This window comes from Pseudomonas oryzihabitans NBRC 102199, assembly GCF_000730625.1.
GTDB lineage: Bacteria > Pseudomonadota > Gammaproteobacteria > Pseudomonadales > Pseudomonadaceae > Chryseomonas > Chryseomonas oryzihabitans.
In genome coordinates this window covers 39,982-59,235 of the sequence record NZ_BBIT01000010.1, presented here as the reverse complement: position 1 = coordinate 59,235, position 19,254 = coordinate 39,982, and the positions used below count along the sequence as shown (strand labels likewise).

The following is a 19,254-nucleotide window of genomic DNA, read 5'->3' as shown; positions in this document are numbered from 1 at the left end:
CGCTTGTTTCGCACTCCGGGGGAGGCAGGGTTGGAAGGGCCGTACTAGGCTGTTCAAACGTCCGTTCAATTATTCGGGAGGATGATCGCCATCATGGGAAAGTTTCGACGCGAGTCCGAAAAGCTGCCCGTCGACGTGCGCCTGCAACGGCGCCTGGCGCTGGCGCTGGATGAGGCGGCTACCCAGGAGCGCCTCTATGACAAAGCCGATGAGGAAATCGAGGTGCAGGGCCTGAGTCCGGCCGAATACGCCCTGGTCAAGCGCTGGCTGGCGCGCCATCAGGCGGCCGACGCCGCCATGGCCTGCTGCCTGGGCTGTGGCCGGGTCCAGCCGGCGGGTGCCTTCTGCCCGCGGTGTCAGGGTCGACGACTGCTGGTCGAGAGTCCTTCTGCCCCGGTCGGCGCTCCCCTACACTAGGCGCCGCCGCGACCCGGAGGTCGCCCCCGACCGGAGGGACCATGGGTCTGCGCTATTTCTTCAAGCAACTGCTGCTGCCACCGGGCGGCCTGCTGCTGCTCCTGTTGCTGGGCTGGTGGTTGCGTCGTCGCTATCCGCGCCTGGGGCTGGTCTGCTTCCTGGGCGGTCTGCTGGGCCTCTGGGCCAGTACCCTGCCGGTCGTGGTGGAGACCGGCGGGCGCCTGCTGGAGCGCGATGCCGCCCTGCCCGAGGCGCGCTGGGCGACGCTTGCGCAGCAGGCCGATGCCATCGTGGTGCTGGGCGCCGGTCGCGAAGTGGACGATCCGGGCTGGGCGGGCGATGCCGCCAGCCACCTGGCGGTGGAGCGGCTGCGCTATGCGGCGCGGCTGGCCAAGGCCAGCGGCCTGCCGGTGCTGATCACCGGGGGCTCGCCCCATGACCGTCCACTGAGCGAGGCGGCGCTGATGACCGAGGTGATGGAACGCGACCTGGGGGTGCCGGTGCGCTGGCAGGAAGGGGGCAGTCGCACCACCTGGGAAAACGCCACCCTGAGTGCGCCGCTGCTGCGCGAGGCCGGGGTCAAGCGGGTGGTGCTGGTGACCCAGGCCTATCACATGGCTCGTTCGCGCTGGTGTTTCGAACGGCAGGGCTTCGCCGTGGTGGCCGCGCCCATGGGCTTCATCGGCGTCGCCAATGCCCGGCCCTTCGGTGGCTGGCTACCGGAAGCCAAGGCGGTCGAGCAGACCGCCCAGTTGCTCAACGAGGCTGCCGGACTACTTCTCTATCCGCTCGCCTATCGCTGACGCGCGCCTAGCTCTGGGTGACCACCAGCGGCGTCTCTTCCGGGCGATCCTGCCGACGCATTAGCAGACCCCAGAGCAGCACTAGGGCGGAAAAGATCCCCAGCGGCCAGAGGCGGTAGTGCAGATAGGGCGTCAGGCCGTCCATGGGCACCACGGTGCCCTGCAGCACGCCGACCTCGAAGGCCGGGATCTGCCGGCTGATGCGACCGAAGGGATCGACCAGGGCGGTAATGCCGTCGTTGGTGACCCGTACCAGCCAGCGCCCGCTTTCCAGGGCGCGCATCTGCGCCATCTGCAGGTGCTGTTGCGGTCCGATGGACTTGCCGAACCAGGTGTCGTTGCTGATGGTGAGCAGCAGCTGACTCCGGGCCGCCATGCTGGCGACGAATTCCGGATAGACCACCTCGTAGCAGATGTAGGGCGCCACGCGATAGCCCTTCACCAGCAGCGGTTCCTGCTGCTCGGGACCACGGACGAAGTCGGACATGGGCAGGTCGAAGAAGCCGATCAGGCCGCGCAAGTAGTCCTGCAGCGGCACGTATTCGCCAAAGGGCACCAGCTTCTGCTTGTAGTAGGTGCCCGAGCCGTTGCCGACCGCGGTGATGCTGTTGAAATAGCGCGAATCGCCGTCGGCGTCGCGTTCCCGCGCCGGCAGGCCGGTCACCAGGGCGCCGCCATGGGCCGCCACCTGGGCGCCTTCGGCGGCGAGGAAGTCACTGACGTATTCGCGCAGCACGGGAATGGCGTTTTCCGGCCAGACCACGAGGTCGGCATCGGTCTGCTCGGCGGTGCGGTCGCGATAGAGCGCCAGGGTGGCGCGGGCGTGGTCGGGATTCCACTTGAGTTCCTGGGCGATGTTGCCCTGGACCCCGGCGACCTTGAGCGGCGCGCCGGCGGGTTGCGTCCAGACCTGGCCCTTGAAGACGTCGCCGGCCACCCACGGCAGGGCCACCAGCACCAGGCCCGCGACCAGGGCGAGCGGCCGCATGATCAGGCGCGGGGCGTTGACCAGCAGCGCTGCGGTAAAGGCCAGCGCGGCGGAGATCAGCCAGACGCCACCCAGCGGCGCCAGGCCCTGCAGGGGGCCGTTGAGCTGGCTGTAGCCGAGCAGCAGCCAGGGAAAGCCGGTCAGCGCCCAGCTGCGGAACAGTTCCAGGGCGAACCAGAGGCCGGCAAAGGTGAGGGCGTCGCCCAGGGGCGCCTGGTTGCGTCTCAGGCACAGCGCCCAGAGCGCGGCCGGCAGGGCGAAGAACAGGGCGATACCGGCGCAGAAGCCTACGGTGAGAAAGAGCGCCAGGGGTACCGGCGCGGCGCCATAGGTGTGGATGCTGACGTAGATCCAGCTGGTGCCGGCGAGAAAGGCGCCGAAGCCGTAGCACCAGCCGCGCAGCAGGGCGCGCCAGACACCAAGACCCTTGAGGCCCAGGTAGAAGAGGGCGGCGGACAGCAGCGCCAGCGGCCAGATGTTGAAGGGGGCCAGCGCCAGGGGCGTGAGGGCACCAGCGAAGAGCGCCAGAAGGTTGCCCTTCCAGCCGGGTTGAGAGATCCAGCGCATCGAAAATCCTTGGTCCGATCGAGGCTGCGCAAGCTTACTCGCCGCCGCGGGGGAGTGCCAAAGGCGTGTGCGGGGAGCGAGGCAGATCGCAGTCCGGGTGAAGAAAGGAGTGTTCAGGCGAAGGGCAATCGCGGCCATGGGCCGCTCCTACAGGATGTCAAGCTCTTGTAGGAGCGGCCCATGGCCGCGATTAAACAATCCCTGAAGGGGGAGAGGGGGTAAGGGCGCTACCGATTGACCGGGGTCACGCGCAGCAGGTGGATGCGGCGGCCGTCGGCGTTGAGCACGCGGAAGCGGAAGTCGTCGATCACCGTTTCCTCGTTGCGCTTGGGCAGGTGACCCAGGCGATTCATCACCAGGCCACCGGCGGTGTCGGCCTCGGCATCGGCGAAACGGGTTTCCAGGGTTTCGTTGAGGGTCTCGATGGGGGTGAGCGCCTTGACCACGAAGTCGCCATTGGGCAGCGACTTGATGAAGCTCTCTTCCTCCACGTCGTGCTCGTCCTCGATCTCGCCGACGATCTGCTCGAGCACGTCCTCGATGGTGACCAGGCCGGCGACGCCGCCGTATTCGTCCACCACGATGGCCATGTGGCTGTGGGTCGAACGGAATTCCCGCAGCAGCACGTTGAGCCGCTTGGACTCGGGCACGAAGGTGGCCGGGCGCAGCACCGCCTTGAGGTCGAAGGTGCGCTCGTGGTCGAGCAGCAGCGGCAGCAGGTCCTTGGCCAGCAGCAGGCCGAGGACGTCGTCGGGGCCGTCGCCGATCACCGGATAGCGGGAGTGGGCGGCCTCGATCACCGCCGGCAGGAATTCCGCCGGGGTCTGGTGGGCGCGGATGCTGATGATCTGCGAGCGCGGCACCATGATGTCGCGTACCTGCAGGTCGGCCACCGAGATGGCGCCCTCGACGATGGACAGGGCTTCGCTGTCGAGCACCTTGTTCTCATGCGCCTCGCGCAGCAGTTCCAGCAGTTCCTGGCGACTCTTGGGTTCATGGGCAAAGGCCTGGACGATGCGTTCCAGCCAGGAACGATGCCCAGTGCCTGATCGATCTTCGTTCATGTGTGTGTCATTCACCGTAGGGATCGGGGTAGCCCAGTTCAGCGAGCAATTGGCGTTCCAGTTCTTCCATCTCCTCGGCTTCGTCATCCTCCAGATGATCGTAGCCGAGCAGGTGCAGGCAGCCATGGATGACCAGATGCGCCCAGTGCGCCTTGGCGGGCTTGCCTTGCTCGGCGGCCTCGCGCGCCACCACGGGGGCGCAGATCACCAGATCGCCGAGCAGGGGGATATCGAGGAATTCGTCCGGCACGTCGGCCGGAAAGGACAGCACGTTGGTGGCGTAGTCCTTGTGCCGCCAGGTGCGGTTGAGCTCGCGGCCTTCGTCTTCGTCCACCAGGCGGATGGTGAGTTCCGAATCGCCCTGGCGGGCGCGCAGGGCCAGTTCACACCAGCGACGTAAGTCCGGCTCCTCGGGGAGGTCGGCCGCCTCGCTGGCGACCTGGGCGTCCAGCTCAATCGCCATGGCGATCCTCTCCGTGAGCGCGCGGCTTGTCCTGCAGCGCCTCGAAGCGGTCGTAGGCCTCGACGATGCGCTGCACCAGCGGGTGGCGCACCACGTCCTTGGACTCGAAGTGGGTGAAGCCGATGCCGGGCACGTCGCGCAGGACCTCGATGACGTGCTTGAGACCCGACTTGGTGCCGCGCGGCAGGTCGACCTGGGTGACGTCACCGGTGATCACCGCGGTGGAGCCGAAACCGATCCGGGTCAGGAACATCTTCATCTGCTCGAGGGTGGTGTTCTGACTTTCGTCGAGAATGATGAAGCTATTGTTGAGGGTGCGGCCACGCATGTAGGCCAGCGGCGCGACCTCGATGACCTGGCGCTCGATGAGCTTGGCCACCTGCTCGAAGCCGAGCATCTCGTAGAGGGCGTCGTACAGCGGGCGCAGGTAGGGGTCGATCTTCTGCGCCAGGTCGCCGGGCAGGAAGCCGAGCTTCTCGCCGGCTTCCACCGCCGGGCGCACCAGCAAGATGCGGCGGATCTGCTCGCGCTCCAGGGCGTCCACGGCGCAGGCCACGGCCAGATAGGTCTTGCCGGTACCGGCCGGGCCTATGCCGAAGTTGATGTCGTGATCGAGGATCGACTTGACGTAGCGCTGCTGGTTGGCGCCGCGCGGGCGGATCATGCCCTTCTTGGTGCGCAGGGCCACGCTGGTGTCGCCGCCGCCGCGGTGCTCTTGCTGCAGGGCTTCCAGACCGGATTCCTGCAGGTAGAGGTGCACCAGTTCCGGGGCCACCGCGGTGCCGCTGGCGGTCTCGCGGTAGAGGCGCTGCAGGAGGTTCTGGGCCGCGCGGGTGCGCTCGGGATCGCCGACCAGTTCGAACTGGTTGCCGCGATTGCGGATCTCGATGCCAAGACGGCCTTCGATCTGGCGCAGATTTTCATCGAGCTGGCCGCACAGGTTGGCGAAACGGTCGGCATCGAAGGGTTCGAGGGTGAAATGCTGGAGCGTCTGGGGGGTATTCAAGGTGTGCTGGGAAACCCTTTGGATTGGCTTTACGAAAACTTGACGTAGCTTGAGAGTAACCTGCGTCGCGCCCTTGGCAAAGGGCGCGTGCGACCATCCATCAGGCCAGCGCGACGGCGACGGGCGGGCGCGCACCGCTGGCGACGGGGGCCAGCAGGGTGCCGCGCAGGGAGTGCGGCAGGGCCTCGTCGATGTGCACCTGGACGAACTGGCCGATCAGGCTGGCATCGCTGCAGCGGAAGTTGACGATGCGATTGTTCTCGGTGCGGCCCTGCAGCATGCCGGGATCGCGCTTGGAGAAGTCGCTCACCAGGATGGTCTGGACGCTGCCAGCCATGCGCCGGCTGATCTCGAAGCCCTGCTGGTGGATGCGCGTCTGCAGGATCTGCAGGCGCTGCTTCTTGAGTTCGTCGGGGGTGTCGTCGACCAGGTCCGCCGCCGGGGTGCCGGGGCGGGCGCTGTAGATGAAGGAGAAGGAGAAGTCGAAACCGACGTCCTCGATCAGTTTCATGGTCTGCTCGAAGTCCTTCTCGGTCTCGCCGGGGAAGCCGACGATGAAGTCCGAGCTGATGCAGATGTCGGGCACCGCCGCCTTGAGCTTGCGGATGCGCGACTTGTACTCCAGCGCCGTGTGGTTGCGCTTCATGGCCGCCAGGATGCGATCCGAACCGGCCTGCACCGGCAGGTGGACGAATTTCACCAGTTCCGGGATCTCGGCGTGGGCCTGGATCAGGGCGTCGGAGAATTCCAGCGGGTGCGAGGTGGTGTAGCGGATGCGGTCGATGCCGTCCACCGCCGCCACCACATAGAGCAGCTCGGCGAAGTCGGCGATGCGGCCGTCGCCGGTGGCGCCGCGATAGCCGTTGACGTTCTGGCCCAGCAGGGTCACCTCGCGCACGCCGTGTTCGGCGAGGTGGATGATCTCGGCAAGGACGTCATCCAGCGGCCGGCTGACCTCTTCACCGCGGGTATAGGGCACCACGCAGAAGGTGCAGTACTTGCTGCAGCCTTCCATGATGGAGACGAAGGCGCTGGGGCCGTCGATGCGCGGCTCGGGCAGGCGGTCGAACTTCTCGATCTCGGGGAAGGAGATGTCCACCTGGGGCGCCCGGGTGGTGCGCGCGGCGTCGATCATTTCCGGCAGGCGATGCAGGGTCTGCGGCCCGAAGACCACGTCGACATAGGGCGCGCGATCACGGATGGCGGCGCCTTCCTGGCTGGCCACGCAACCGCCGACGCCGATCACCAGGTCGGGATTCTCCAGCTTGAGTTCGCGCCAGCGACCGAGCTGGGAAAACACCTTTTCCTGCGCCTTCTCGCGGATCGAGCAGGTGTTGAGCAGGATGACGTCGGCCTCGGCCGGATTCTGGGTGACTTCCAGCGTCTCCCGTTCGCCGAGCAGGTCGACCATGCGCGACGAATCGTATTCGTTCATCTGGCAGCCATGGGTTTCGATATAGAGCTTCTTGGACATGCGCGGCAGGGAGTCGGTGGCGAGTGGACCGCGCATTATAATGATGGCCTTCCGGACGGGGAAGAGCCGCCCGGAAGGCGGTCGGTCTAGGCCTGGGCAGCGCCCTCCGGCAACCGGGCGATGACCTTGATCTCGAAGCGAAAGCCGGCCAGCCAGGTGGCGCCGACCGCAGTCACCGTGGGGTAGGGCGCCGTGCCCCAGTGCTCCAACAGCACCGGCCAGATGCGTTCGAAGCTGGCTTCGGCATCGACCATGAACAGGGTGACGTCCACCACGTCGGCGAAGGAAGCGCCGGCCGCGTTGAGGACGGCGTCGAGATTGGCGAAGGCCAGGCGGACCTGATCTTCCAGCTCCGGCTCGGGCAAGCCATCGGCGCGGCTGCCGACCTGCCCGGACACGAAGAGAAAGCCGTTGGAACGGATGGCCGGCGAATAGCGGTGCTGTTCGTAGAGGGCGTGGCGCTGGGCGGGAAAGACGACGTCGCGGGTCATGGTGGGGCTCCGGTAGGGATGGATGGGGCCACCTTAGGCGTCGCCCGCCAGGGGATAAACCCGGCCCGGCGGTCAGCATTGTTTGTACAATCCAAACAATCTCCTGGTGAGGAATCGGCATGGATCTGTTCGCCGCGATGCAGACCTTCGTGCGGGTGGTGGAAGCGGGCAGCTTCACCCGCGCGGCCGAGACCCTCGGCAGCAGCCGCACCCGCGTCACCCAGCAGGTGCAGCAGCTGGAAGCGCACCTGCAGGTGCGCCTGCTCAATCGCACCACCCGGCAGGTGCAGGTCACCGCCGACGGCGCCGCCTACTACGACCGCTGCCTGGGCGTGCTGGCGGCGGTGGACGATGCCGAGACGGGGCTGTCGGTGGCCACCCGCACGCCCCGTGGCCGCCTGCGGGTAGACGTGCCCAGTCCGTTGGCGCGGCTGATCCTGATCCCGGCCCTGCCGGACTTCTTCCAGCGCTATCCGGACATCCAGCTCGAACTGGGCGTCAGCGATCGCCAGGTGGATCTGATCGGCGACAACGTCGATTGCGTGATCCGCGGCGGGCGCATCCGCGAGCAGTATCTGGTGGCCCGACCGCTCGGGGCGCTGCAACTGGGGTGCTATGCCGCGCCGGCCTATCTCGCCGCCCAGGGTGTGCCGCTTCATCCCGCCGAACTGGCCGAGGCACCGCACCGGGTGGTGCGATTCCTCTGGGGGGCGGGCAAGGGCTTTCCCTATGCCCTGCGGCGCGGGGGCGAGCGCCTGGAATTGCAGAGCCAGCACCGTCTGGAGGTGGACGACGGCAATGCCTGCCTAGCCGCGGGGCAGGCCGGGCTCGGTGTGGTCTGCCTGCCGCACTATCTGGCGGCGGAGTCTGTCGCCCGCGGCGAACTGGTCAGGCTGTTCGCGGACTGGCGGGTTGCCCCCATGCCGCTGTATCTGGCCTTCGCGCCCAACCGTCACGTCAGCGCCAAGTTGCGGGTCTTCATCGACTGGGTGACGGCCCTGGTGGCCGAGCGGGCCTGGCTGGAAACCCCGGGCGAGCCCTGACGGCAGCCGGGGACGACATGCTATGCTCGCCGCCCCCTTTTTCCTCGGCGAACCCCGCGTCCACCATGAGCTCATCCCCCAGCAAGCCGGCCATCTACAAGGTCATCTTCGTCAACCAGGGTCAGGTCTTCGAGATCTACGCCAAGCAGATCTTCCAGAGCGATCTCTGGGGCTTCCTGGAGATCGAGGAGCTGGTGTTCGGCGAACGCACCCAGGTGGTGGTGGATCCGAGCGAGGAAAAGCTCAAGGCGCAATTCGAAGGCGTGGTGCGCAGCTTCGTGCCCATGCACTCGATCATCCGCATCGACGAGGTGGAGCGCCTGGGCCAGCCCAAGATCAGCGAAGCCAAGGGCGGCACCAATGTCATGCCGTTCCCCATGCCCATGCCCGACAAGCCCTGACCGGGCTCGCGGTCAGTTCTGCGGCGGCTGGAAGGGATTGAGGTTGCCCGCGGTCTGCATGTCCTGCAGATAGTCGCGGAAGATCTGGCCCAGCACCTGGGTGGCCATCTCCAGCTCGTCCCGGCGCATCTGGGCGCTGACCAGGTCGGCGGTGTCCATGGCTTCGTCGTTGCCATTGATGGCGGCCATCTTCAGCACGATGTAGGCCTGGATATTGTTGGGCGGTACGCCCTCGCCGCGAAAGAACATGTTGCCGAGGCGATTCTGCGCATCGGCATTGCCCTTGAGCGAGGCCTGCTCGAACCACTGACGCGCCTGGTTCAGGTCCTTGGGCGTCTGCTTGCCTTCGTAGTAGAAGTCACCGAGTTCGTACTGCGCCTGGGAATCGCCGTCATGGGCGATCTGCTGGCAACGGGCGATCGCCTGCGCCAGGGCTTCGTTGGCCAGATTCAGGTTGCAACGGCTGGTGCTGGGGACGAGCAGCGAATTGCCTCCGGCCAGGGCGACCAGGGGCATCAGGATTAGGGCTGCGCACAGGGTACGACCAGCGCGGTGCATGAAGCGCCTCCACAAGCGAGGCAGGTTCGGAGAACCCGGTCGGCGAAACGCGCCGACGTCTCATTATGGGTCAAGCCGACGCACGCTTTCAAAACCTTTACGCGCAACGGCGGAACTTTTTTACCTGTGACGCCGGCCACTCAACTAGGTGTGAGGCCGGCAGGGCAGAGAGGTTCCGCAAGCGAGACGAATGACACCTAGTCCTTGAAGGTGGCGAAGGCGCGCTCGGCGGCGTCCAGGGTGATGCGCAATTCCTCGTCGCCATGGGCGATGGAGGTGAAGCCGGCCTCGAAGGCGCTGGGTGCCAGGTAGACGCCACCGTCCAGCATCAGGTGGAAGAAGCGCTTGAATCTCTCGCTGTCGCTGGCCATGACATCGCTGAAGGTGACGATGTCTTCGGCGCCGCTGAAGTAGAGACCGAACATGCCGCCCGCCTGAGTGGTGACGAAGGGCACGCCGGCGGCATCGGCGCGATCCTGCAGGCCCTGCAGCATGCGCGTGGTGTAGTCGGTCAGCTCGGCATGGAAGCCGGGGCGGCGGATCAGCTGCAGGGTGGTGAGGCCGGCGGCCATGGCCAGTGGATTGCCCGACAGGGTACCGGCCTGGTAGACCGGGCCGAGCGGGGCGATCTTTTCCATGATCTCGCGCTTGCCACCAAAGCAGCCCACCGGCATGCCGCCGCCGACGATCTTGCCGAAGGTGGTGAGGTCGGGGCGGATGCCGTAGTGCGCCTGGGCGCCGCCCAGGGCGACGCGGAAGCCGGTCATGACCTCATCGAAGATCAGCACCACGCCGTACTGGTCGCAGAGGCTACGCAATCCTTCCAGGAAGCCCGGCGCCGGCGGCACGCAATTCATGTTGCCGGCCACCGGCTCGACGATGATGCAGGCGATCTGGTCGCCGACCTTGGCCAGGGTTTCTTCCACCTCGCCCAGGTCGTTGTAGGCCAGGGTCAGGGTGTGCTGGGCAAAGGCCGCCGGCACGCCGGGGGAGCTGGGTACGCCCAGGGTCAGGGCGCCGGAGCCGGCCTTGACCAGCAGGCTGTCGGAGTGGCCGTGGTAGCAGCCCTCGAACTTGATGATGGTGTCGCGCCCGGTGTAGCCACGCGCCAGGCGGATGGCGCTCATGGTGGCTTCGGTGCCGGAGCTGACCATGCGCACCATTTCCATGGACGGCACGAGCTCGCAGATGAGGTCGGCCATGGTGGTTTCCAGGGCGGTCGGGGCGCCATAGGAGAGGCCGTGTTCCAGCTGGCGGCGCACGGCGTCGAGCACGTCCGGATGGCTGTGGCCGAGAATCATCGGACCCCAGGAACCGACGTAGTCGACATAGCGCTTGTCATCCTCGTCGACGATGTAGGCGCCCTGGGCGTGCTTGAAGAACAGCGGCGTGCCGCCGACGCTCTTGAAGGCGCGGACCGGCGAGTTGACGCCGCCGGGGATGTGGCGCTGGGCCTGGTCGAAGAGTTGCGCGGAGCGGGACATAGGGGTCTCCTTGAATGAGATCAGGCCGCGAACAGCTGGGCGAAGGCGCGCGCACGGCGCTCCACCTCGCCCGCGCTGGCGGCGGAAAACAGGCTGTGGACGACGGCGAGCAGATCGACGCCGTGATCGAGCAGAAGCGGGGCGTTGTCCAGGGTGACACCGCCGATGGCGCAGACCGGCAAGGCGAAGCGGCTGCGAGCCTGGTCGAGCAATTCCAGGGGCGCCGGCGGGGCATCTGGCTTGGTACTGGAGGCGAAGAAGCGGCCAAAGGCCAGGTAGCTGACGCCGGCCTGGGCCGCGGCCTCGGCCAGTTCCAGGCTGGCGTGGCAGGTACCGCCAAGAATAGCGTTCGCCCCCAGGTCGGCACGGGCCGCGGCCAGGGAACCGTCTTCCTGGCCCAGGTGCAGGCCCACGCCCAGCCGGCGGGCCAGGGCGAGGTCGTCATTGATGATTAGCTGGGCACCGTGCTGGCGGCAGAGCTCGGCCAGGGCGGCGGCTTCGTCCTGGCGGCGACTGGCATCCCCTGACTTGTCGCGGTACTGCACCAGCCGGGCGCCGCCTTGCAGGGCGGCCTCCACATAGGGCAGCAAGCGACCCTCGGCGAGCAGGGCGCTGTCGGTGATGGCATAGAGGCCGCGCAAGGGGCTCATGAGCAGAAGTCCAGTGGCAGGCGGCGCGGCACGTACTGGCCGCGACCGGGGCGCTCGGCGTCTCTCAGGGTGCGCCAGGTGTAGTCCAGGGCGCTGCGCACCGCGCTGGGCAAGGCTTCGCCCAGAGCCAGGCGCCCGGCCAGGGTACTGGCCAGGGTGCAGCCGGAGCCGTGGTAGCTGCCGGGCAGGCGCTGGCAGACGTGGGTCTCGCAGCCACCGGCACGGTCATAAAGGCGGTTGTGCACCTCGTGTTCCTCGCCATGGCCGCCGGTGATCAGCAGGTGGGCGCAGAAGGGCAGCAGGCGCTCGGCGCACTGCTCCGGGGTGCCTTCGGGCAACTCGGCGAGGATGCGTGCCTCGGGCAGGTTGGGGGTGGCGATGGTGGCGCGCGGCAGCAGCCGTTCGCGGATGGCATAGCCGACCTCGTCCTTGCCCAGGGCGCCGCCGCCACCGGCGCGCAGCACCGGATCGCAGACCAGGGGTACGCCGGGCAGGGCTTCCATGATCTCCAGCACCGTCTCGACCATCTCCACCGAACCGAGCATGCCCAGCTTGACCGCCGCCACCGGCAGGTCGGCGATGATCGCCCGGGCCTGGGCCAGCACCCACTCGCGATCCAGCACCCGGAAGTCGCGCACGTCGACGGTGTCCTGCACGGTCAGGGCAGTGACCGCCGGGGCGGCATGGCAACCCTGGGCGAGCAGGGCTTCGATGTCGGCCTGCAGGCCGGCGCCGCCACTCGGATCGTGGCCGGACAGGCAGAGGACGACGGGACGTTGGGGTTCGAGGGTCATGGACGTCAGCCTAGCAAAGGAAAAAGGGGCGCAGCGGCCGGGCGCCGCAGGGAGTGGCACCCTACAACGACCTCGCGCCCCGCGCCACCCGTTGACATGGGACCCGCATCGGGACGAAGGAACTCCGCTGCCGGTTGGGTAGCCGATATACTGCACCTTTGCTCGGGTAAGGCGGTTCTATGGCGTTGTGGCGGTTGTTGCGTGATTTCTTCCTGCGCCAACGGCGTGCCTACGGGACTGCCATCCTCTGCCTGCTGGGCGTCGGCCTGCTCAACCTGACCCTGCCCTGGTGGATCGGCAAGGCCATCGACGCCTTGCGCGCCGGCGAGCTGGATCAGACCGGGCTGCTCTGGCGCGTCGCCCTGATCGTGGCGGTCGGCTGTGGCCTCTATGTGCTCCGCTATCAGTGGCGGGTGCGGCTGTTCGGCACCTCCTACCAGGTCGGGGTGGAATTGCGCGACGCCTTCTTCGCCAAGCTGGCGCGGCTGGATCCCGGATTCTTCCAGTCCAGTCGCACCGGTGATCTGCTGGCCCGCGCCACCCAGGACATCGACGCCGTGGAGACTGCCGCCGGCGAAGGGGTGCTGGCCAGTTTCGACGGCATGCTGACCCTGCTGCTGGTGCTGCTGGCCATGTTCATCGGCATCGACGCGCCCCTGGCCGCCCTGGCGCTGTTGCCCTTTCCCTTCATGGCCTGGGGCTTCTATCGCGTGGCGCGGCGGGTGCAGCAGCGCTTCGGCCTGGCGCTGGCCGGCTTTTCCGCCCTCAACGACCGTACCCAGGAAGCCTTGAGCGGTCTGCGCATGCTGCGCCAGCACGCCCTGATCGAAGCCGAGCTGGACGACTTCGACGCCCGCGCCCGCAGCGTGGCCAAGGCCGACTACCAGGTGCAGCGCACCGAGGCGCGCTACGAGCCGATCATCTTTGTCGCCCTGAGCCTCGCCACCCTGCTGACCCTGGTCATGGGCAGCTGGCGCTATCTCGACGGCCATATCACCCTCGGCCAGCTGACCAGCTTCAGCCTCTATCTGGTGCAGCTGATCTGGCCGATGTTCGCCATTGGCTGGTGCTTCAACCTCTTGCAGCGTGGTGAGGCTGGAGCGCGTAGGCTGGAAGAGGTGTTCGCCGTCACCGAGCGCATCCGCGACGAGGGCACCCAGACGCCACCGGACCAGGCCGATCTGTCGGTCTACATCCCGGCCTTCACCTATCCCCAGGCGCGCCAGCCGGCCTTGCAGGACGTGGTCATCGACCTGCCCGCTGGCGATACCCTGGGCATCGTCGGCGCCACCGGCAGCGGCAAGAGCACCCTGCTGCGCCTGCTCTTGCGCCAATTCCCGCTGGAGCAGGGCTGCATCCGCCTGGGCGGGGTGCCGCTGGAGGAGTATCGCCTGGGCGATCTGCGCGCCCAGTTCGCCTATGTGCCCCAGGATCCCTTCCTGTTCGCCCGCACCCTGGGCGAGAACGTCGCCCTCAGTCGTCCCGACGCCACCGCCGGGGAGATCCGCGAAGCCCTGGACGCCGCCGCCTTCGGCACCGACCTGGCGGCCTTGCCGCAAGGCCTGGACACCCCGGTGGGCGAGCGCGGCCTGACCCTTTCCGGTGGCCAGCGCCAGCGGGTGGCCCTGGCCCGGGCGCTGCTCTCGCCGGCGCCCATCCTGCTGCTGGACGACACCCTCTCGGCGGTGGATACCGCCACCGAAGCCCGCCTGCTGAAGACGCTGGCCGGGCTGCAGGGGCGTACCACCCTGATCGTCAGCCACCGGCTCTCCGCCGTGCAGCAGGCCGACGAGATCATAGTGCTCGACCAGGGCAGCCTGGTGGAGCGGGGCCGGCACGCCGAGCTGCTCGCCGCGGGCGGGCTCTATGCCCGACTCTGGACGCTGCAGCAGGCGGAGGAGGCCAGCCAATGACCAAGACGCGCGTGCTCTCGCTGCTGCTCAAGCCGGTACTGGCCAATCCGCGCAAGCTGGCCGGCACCCTGGCGATCCTGGTCATGGCGACCCTGTTCGATGTCCTGGGACCCTGGCTGACCAAGCACTACCTGGACAACTACCTGGTGCCCCACGACCTGCGGCTCTGGCCGCTGGTGGGCCTGGTGGCGGCCTATGTGGTCTCCCAGGGCCTGGCCGCCTACGGTCGCTACCTGCAATCGCTCAGATTCGCCGAGATCGCCATGGACGTGGTGCTCCTGCAGCGGCGTCGGCTGTTCCGCCACGTGTTGAGCCTGCCGCAGAGCTTCCACGACCGCACCGCCACCGGCGAACTGGTGGCGCGGGTCACCAACGACACCGACGCCCTGCGCGAACTCTATGTGGCCTTTCTCGGCAACATGGTCGGCAACATCGTGCTGCTGATCGGCATCCTGGTAGCCATGGCCCTGCTCGACGTACGGCTGATGGCCATCGCCGTGCTGCTGATCCCGGCGGCCATGCTGATCGTCTGGGCCTATCAGCGATACAGCGGGGCGGCGGCCATGGAGGTCAGGATGCTGCGCGCCGAGCAGAGCGCCCGCCTGGGCGAGGCCATCGGCGGTATGGGCCTGTTGCAGGCCTTCAACCAGACCGAGCGCTTCCGCCAGGATTTCCAGCGGCTCAATCAGGCGCAGTACGGCGCCCGCATGCGCACCATCCGCGTCTCCGGGCTCCTGCTGCGTTCGGCCCTGGACCTGGTCAGCGTGGCGGTGCTGGCGGTGCTGCTGCTGGTCTACGGGCTGGGCCATCTGCAGGGCGGCGCCGAGATTGGCGTGCTCTATGCCTTCGTCACCTACCTGGGGCGGGTGACCGAGCCGCTGATGGACATCACCCAGAGATTCAACCTGTTCCAGCAGGCCACGGTGGCCGGTACCCGCCTGCTGCACCTGCTGGAAGAGAAGCCGGCGCTGAGCGGCGAAGACGACCGGCCCATCGCGACCGCGCACTTCCACCTCGACGCCGTGCGCTTCCGCCATGCCGGCGCCGGGCACGACACCCTGCACGGCATCGACCTGGACATCCCTCCGGGCACCTTTCTCGGTATCGTCGGGCCCACCGGCAGCGGCAAGTCGACCCTGCTCGACCTGCTCGCCGGGCTGCAGCCGGTCACCGGCGGCCACCTCTGCCTGGACGGCCGCGAGCTGGGCAGCCTGACCCCGGAGGTGCTGGGCGCGGCCCTGGCCAGCGTGCCCCAGGAACCCTTCATCCGCTCCAGCAGCCTGAGGGACAACCTGCTGCTCGGCAGCCAGGTGCCGGACGCGCGACTGCGCGAAGCCCTGGCCGCCGCCCACCTGGACGACCTGGTGGCGCGTCTGCCGGAGGGCCTGGATACCCTGCTGGGCGAGCGTGGCTTCACCCTGTCCACCGGCGAGCGGCAGCTGCTGGCGCTGGCGCGGGCGCTCTTGCGCGAACCCAAGGTGCTCTTGCTCGACGAGGCCACCGCCAGCATCGACAGCGCCACCGAGGCACGGCTGCAGGGGGCGCTGGACGAGTTGCGCGGCCAGGTCACCCTGATCGTGGTGGCGCACCGGCTCTCCACCATCCGCCATGCCGATCGCATCCTGGTGCTGCGCGATGGGCGCAAGGTGGAGGAGGGCAGTCACGAGGCCTTGCTGCAGCGTCCCGACGGCCACTATCGGCGCCTGTGGGAGCAGCACGCCCAGGGGGAAAAGACGCTTTAGCGGGGGAAGCCGTTGTCATGCAGGGGTGTTAGGGTGTCAGCTATAGCAGTGCCCCAACAAGGAAACTTGCATGACCTCCGTACCCGAGGATTTCACCGTCGTTGCCACCGCCAGCGAGGCGGTGGACCGTCTCGCGGCGCTGCATCAGGAGGCCACCCAGGCCCTGGATGCCGCCCTCAAGCGCTATCTCAAGGATCGCGTCGAGCCCAGCGCGGCCGAACGCGAGTTGTTCCGCTATCCCGAGATCCGCATCCGCTATCGCGCCCCCGGCGTGCCGCCGGCCACCACCCGCGCCTACGCCAAGATCCAGCTGCCCGGCACCTATGTGGCCACCGTGACCCATCCGGCGGCCTTTCGCGGCTATCTGCTGGAACAGCTCGAACCGCTGATGCGCGACTATGACGTCCAGGTCGAGATCGGTCGCAGTCGCCAGGACATCCCCTATCCCTATGTGGTGGAGCAGGGCGACGAACTGGCCGGCAGTGGCGTGACCGCCGCCGAGCTGGCGCGGGTCTTTCCCAGCACCGATCTCTCCGCCGCCCACGACGACATCGCCGACGGCCACTACGACTGGGAGCGCATCGATCCGCTGCCATTGGCGCTGTTCGACGCCGCCCGCACCGACTTCTCGCTGCGTCGCATCGTCCACTACACCGGCAGCGACTGGCGCCACGTGCAGCCCTGGATCCTGCTGACCAACTACCATCGCTACGTCGACCAGTTCATCCAGCACGGCCTCGAACAGCTGCGTAGCGATCCGCGCTTCGAGCGCCTGGTGCTGCCGGGCAACGTCATCATCGAACGCGACATGGACCCCACCGAGGCCCAGGCGGTCATCGCCGCTATCGCCTGGCATCGCTTCCAGATGCCGGCCTACCACCTGATCGCCAGCGACGGCCATGGCGTCACCCTGGTCAACATCGGCGTCGGCCCGTCCAACGCCAAGAACATCACCGACCACCTGGCGGTGCTGCGTCCGCACTGCTGGCTGATGATCGGCCACTGTGGCGGCCTGCGGCAGTCGCAGACCATCGGCGACTATGTGCTGGCCCACGCCTACATGAGACGCGACGGCATCCTCGACCGCGTGGTGCCGCCGCACATCCCCATCCCGGCGCTGGCCGAGGTGCAGGTGGCGCTGCAGGAAGCCGCCGCCAGCGTCACCGGCGAACGCGGCGAGGCGCTCAAGCGCCGCCTGCGCACCGGCACCGTGCTGACCTACGACGACCGCAACTGGGAGCTGCGCTGGGCCCAGGAACGCCCGCTGATCAACCTGGCGCGCGCCGTGGCGGTGGACATGGAGAGCGGCACCATCGCCGCCCAGGGCTATCGCTTGCGGGTGCCCTACGGCACCCTGCTGTGCGTCTCCGACAAGCCCCTGCACAGCGAGATCAAGCTGCCGGGCTCGGCCAACGCCTTCTATGCCCGCGCGGTGAGCCAGCACCTGGCGATCGGCATCGCTGCCTTGGACCAGCTGCGCACTCAGCTCGACTCCCTGCACTCGCGTAAGCTGCGCAGCTTCGACGAGCCGCCGTTCCGGTAAGGGTTGGGGTTGGGCCTGTTGGGCTTCGCTGCGCTCAACCCAACCTACAAAGGCGATAAGACCCAGCTCGATTGGTCCAGAGTCGCGCGGATGGCCCCCTCTCCCTCTGGGAGAGGGCTGGGGTGAGGGCACGCCTCGGCACCGAAAGTCTCGGTGGAAAAGGCTGCGCCGTTTTCCACGCTACGGTGGCAAGGGACTGATCGCGATCATGGCGGTCCGCCGATGCGGCCGATGCTACGGTTGCTTTCGTGCCTGTAGGAGCGGCCCATGGCCGCGATTGCCCAGCGCCACCGTCAAAGCCCGACGATGGCGCTATCCGGCCTCCTGATTACCCGCGCGGAAACCTCCTGTCATCGCCCCTCCGGAACATCTCGGCGATCGCTCCGGTCGGTTGCAGGAGAGGGGGGAGTCCGTGCGCGTCACCGTTCGGTAAAGATCATGGATTTAACATTGATCTCTGAGGCGTCTGGCCCTAAAGTTCGCGCCCGAACGTCCATGCTGGAAACGATCCATCCGGCTCAAGTACCGACGACGAGACAGCGAGGTCAACGCCAGTACGCGTTGACCTTTTTGCTTTCGGCGATGTGCCTTGGGAAGTAGGCGAACCAAAGTGGGGAAACGGATTAGGCGTTCAGAACACCCCCTCCTTCAATTTGTTCTGCCCATCGGGAGTCCGACGCATGTCCATCAAGGTCGAAGATTACTATTCTCGCGAAACCTTCCAGAAGATGAAGGCCTTCGCCGACCAGCATGAAACCCCCTTCGTCGTCATCGACACCGCCACCATCGGCCGGGCCTATGACGATCTCGTTGGCAACTTCCCGTTCGCCAAGATCTACTACGCGGTCAAGGCCAACCCGGCCATCGAGATCACCGAGTTGCTGCGCGACAAGGGCTCGAACTTCGACATCGCCTCCATCTACGAGCTGGACAAGGTGTTGTCCACCGGTGTCGAGCCGGAGCGTATCAGCTACGGCAACACCATCAAGAAGTCCAAGGACATCCGCTACTTCTACGAGAAGGGCGTGCGCATGTTCGCCACCGACTCCGAGGCCGACCTGCGCAATATCGCCAAGGCCGCCCCGGGCTCGCGCATCTATGTGCGGATCCTTACCGAAGGCTCCAACTCCGCCGACTGGCCGCTGTCGCGCAAGTTCGGCTGCCAGCCCGACATGGCTCTGGACCTGCTGATCCTGGCCCGCCAGCTGGGCCTGGAGCCCTACGGCATCTCCTTCCACGTCGGCAGCCAGCAGCGCGACATCGACGTCTGGGACGCCGCCATCGCCAAGGTCAAGGTGATCTTCGAGCGCCTCAAGGAAGAAGACGGCATCACCCTGAAGATGATCAACATGGGCGGTGGCTTCCCGGCCAACTACATCCAGCGCACCAACAGCCTGGAGACCTATGCCGAGGAGATCATCCGTTTCCTCAAGGAAGACTTCGGCGATGAACTGCCGGAAATCATCCTGGAGCCGGGTCGTTCGCTGATCTCCAACGCCGGCATCCTGGTCAGCGAAGTGGTGCTGGTGGCGCGCAAGTCGCGTACCGCCGTGGAGCGCTGGGTCTACACCGACGTGGGCAAGTTCTCCGGCCTGATCGAAACCATGGACGAATCCATCAAGTTCCCGATCTGGACCGAGAAGAAGGGCGAGATGGAAGAAGTCGTCATCGCCGGGCCGACCTGCGACAGCGCTGACATCATGTACGAGCACTACAAGTACGGTCTGCCGCTGAACCTGGCCAGCGGTGACCGCCTGTACTGGCTGTCCACCGGTGCCTACACCACCAGCTACAGCGCGGTGGAATTCAACGGCTTCCCGCCGCTGAAGGCCTTCTACCTCTAAGGTCTTCCC

General features: G+C 67.1%; 18 protein-coding genes. 8 read left to right on the top strand and 10 right to left on the bottom strand.

Annotation, left to right across the window (positions count from 1 at the left end):
• Positions 1 to 93 precede the first annotated feature (93 nt).
• Positions 94 to 417, top strand: coding sequence for a hypothetical protein (locus POR01S_RS12950; RefSeq protein ID WP_255211830.1), 324 nt, complete (start codon positions 94 to 96; stop codon positions 415 to 417).
• 41 nt (positions 418 to 458) lie between these two features.
• On the top strand, positions 459 to 1,220 hold the full coding sequence (locus POR01S_RS12945) for a YdcF family protein (protein WP_042136272.1): 762 nt from the start codon (positions 459 to 461) through the stop codon (positions 1,218 to 1,220).
• A gap of 7 nt (positions 1,221 to 1,227) precedes the next feature.
• On the opposite strand, the gene lnt is transcribed toward POR01S_RS12945, so the two are convergent.
• The 6 genes from lnt to POR01S_RS12915 form a co-directional block, all read right to left on the bottom strand.
• Positions 1,228 to 2,775 carry an apolipoprotein N-acyltransferase gene (lnt, locus tag POR01S_RS12940; RefSeq protein ID WP_042136269.1) on the bottom strand — a complete coding sequence of 516 codons (1,548 nt, stop codon included), beginning with the start codon at positions 2,773 to 2,775 and terminating at the stop codon, positions 1,228 to 1,230.
• Between the two features lie 227 nt (positions 2,776 to 3,002).
• The gene (locus tag POR01S_RS12935; RefSeq protein ID WP_007159650.1) at positions 3,003 to 3,839 is read right to left on the bottom strand and encodes a CorC family transporter; all 837 of its coding nucleotides are present in this window, start codon (positions 3,837 to 3,839) and stop codon (positions 3,003 to 3,005) included.
• A gap of 7 nt (positions 3,840 to 3,846) precedes the next feature.
• Positions 3,847 to 4,302 (bottom strand): rRNA maturation RNase YbeY, encoded by a 456-nt coding sequence (gene ybeY, locus POR01S_RS12930; RefSeq protein WP_042136266.1) that lies wholly within the window; start codon positions 4,300 to 4,302, stop codon positions 3,847 to 3,849.
• Positions 4,292 to 5,308, bottom strand: a complete 1,017-nt coding sequence (locus tag POR01S_RS12925) for a PhoH family protein (protein WP_027597188.1) — start codon at positions 5,306 to 5,308, stop codon at positions 4,292 to 4,294. The genes ybeY and POR01S_RS12925 overlap by 11 nt, the downstream gene beginning before the upstream one ends.
• Positions 5,309 to 5,408: 100 nt before the next feature.
• Positions 5,409 to 6,782: a tRNA (N6-isopentenyl adenosine(37)-C2)-methylthiotransferase MiaB gene (gene miaB, locus POR01S_RS12920; RefSeq protein ID WP_155951403.1), complete on the bottom strand. Its 1,374-nt coding sequence runs from the start codon at positions 6,780 to 6,782 to the stop codon at positions 5,409 to 5,411.
• Between the two features lie 86 nt (positions 6,783 to 6,868).
• Positions 6,869 to 7,273: a RidA family protein gene (locus POR01S_RS12915; protein WP_042136264.1), complete on the bottom strand. Its 405-nt coding sequence runs from the start codon at positions 7,271 to 7,273 to the stop codon at positions 6,869 to 6,871.
• A gap of 119 nt (positions 7,274 to 7,392) precedes the next feature.
• Between POR01S_RS12915 and POR01S_RS12910 the strand changes: the two genes are divergently transcribed.
• Together POR01S_RS12910 and POR01S_RS12905 are read left to right on the top strand one after the other, a co-directional pair.
• The gene (locus POR01S_RS12910; protein WP_042136263.1) at positions 7,393 to 8,316 is read left to right on the top strand and encodes a LysR family transcriptional regulator; all 924 of its coding nucleotides are present in this window, start codon (positions 7,393 to 7,395) and stop codon (positions 8,314 to 8,316) included.
• Positions 8,317 to 8,381: 65 nt separating this feature from the next.
• Positions 8,382 to 8,717, top strand: coding sequence for a DUF1820 family protein (locus POR01S_RS12905; RefSeq protein ID WP_007159644.1), 336 nt, complete (start codon positions 8,382 to 8,384; stop codon positions 8,715 to 8,717).
• 12 nt (positions 8,718 to 8,729) lie between these two features.
• On the opposite strand, the gene POR01S_RS12900 is transcribed toward POR01S_RS12905, so the two are convergent.
• From POR01S_RS12900 to POR01S_RS12885, 4 genes are all read right to left on the bottom strand, one after another.
• On the bottom strand, positions 8,730 to 9,275 hold the full coding sequence (locus tag POR01S_RS12900) for a tetratricopeptide repeat protein (protein ID WP_027597185.1): 546 nt from the start codon (positions 9,273 to 9,275) through the stop codon (positions 8,730 to 8,732).
• Positions 9,276 to 9,472: 197 nt separating this feature from the next.
• Entirely contained in the window at positions 9,473 to 10,759 is a 1,287-nt protein-coding gene (hemL, locus tag POR01S_RS12895) for a glutamate-1-semialdehyde 2,1-aminomutase (RefSeq protein ID WP_027597184.1), read from the bottom strand.
• 20 nt (positions 10,760 to 10,779) lie between these two features.
• Positions 10,780 to 11,409 carry a thiamine phosphate synthase gene (thiE, locus tag POR01S_RS12890; protein WP_042136261.1) on the bottom strand — a complete coding sequence of 210 codons (630 nt, stop codon included), beginning with the start codon at positions 11,407 to 11,409 and terminating at the stop codon, positions 10,780 to 10,782.
• Positions 11,406 to 12,203, bottom strand: coding sequence for a hydroxymethylpyrimidine/phosphomethylpyrimidine kinase (locus POR01S_RS12885; protein ID WP_042136259.1), 798 nt, complete (start codon positions 12,201 to 12,203; stop codon positions 11,406 to 11,408). Before POR01S_RS12885 ends, thiE begins: the two co-directional genes overlap by 4 nt.
• 179 nt (positions 12,204 to 12,382) lie before the next feature.
• On the opposite strand from POR01S_RS12885, the gene POR01S_RS12880 reads away from it, so the two are divergent.
• The 4 genes from POR01S_RS12880 (at position 12,383) to POR01S_RS12865 (ending at position 19,245) form a co-directional block, all read left to right on the top strand.
• Positions 12,383 to 14,116: an ABC transporter ATP-binding protein gene (locus POR01S_RS12880; RefSeq protein WP_027597182.1), complete on the top strand. Its 1,734-nt coding sequence runs from the start codon at positions 12,383 to 12,385 to the stop codon at positions 14,114 to 14,116.
• Positions 14,113 to 15,858, top strand: coding sequence for an ABC transporter ATP-binding protein (locus POR01S_RS12875; protein WP_052382663.1), 1,746 nt, complete (start codon positions 14,113 to 14,115; stop codon positions 15,856 to 15,858). The genes POR01S_RS12880 and POR01S_RS12875 overlap by 4 nt, the downstream gene beginning before the upstream one ends.
• A 70-nt stretch (positions 15,859 to 15,928) precedes the next feature.
• Positions 15,929 to 17,401, top strand: coding sequence for an AMP nucleosidase (gene amn / locus POR01S_RS12870; protein WP_042136257.1), 1,473 nt, complete (start codon positions 15,929 to 15,931; stop codon positions 17,399 to 17,401).
• Between the two features lie 680 nt (positions 17,402 to 18,081).
• Positions 18,082 to 19,245, top strand: a complete 1,164-nt coding sequence (locus POR01S_RS12865; RefSeq protein ID WP_027597179.1) for a type III PLP-dependent enzyme — start codon at positions 18,082 to 18,084, stop codon at positions 19,243 to 19,245.
• The last annotated feature ends 9 nt before the right edge of the window (positions 19,246 to 19,254 follow it).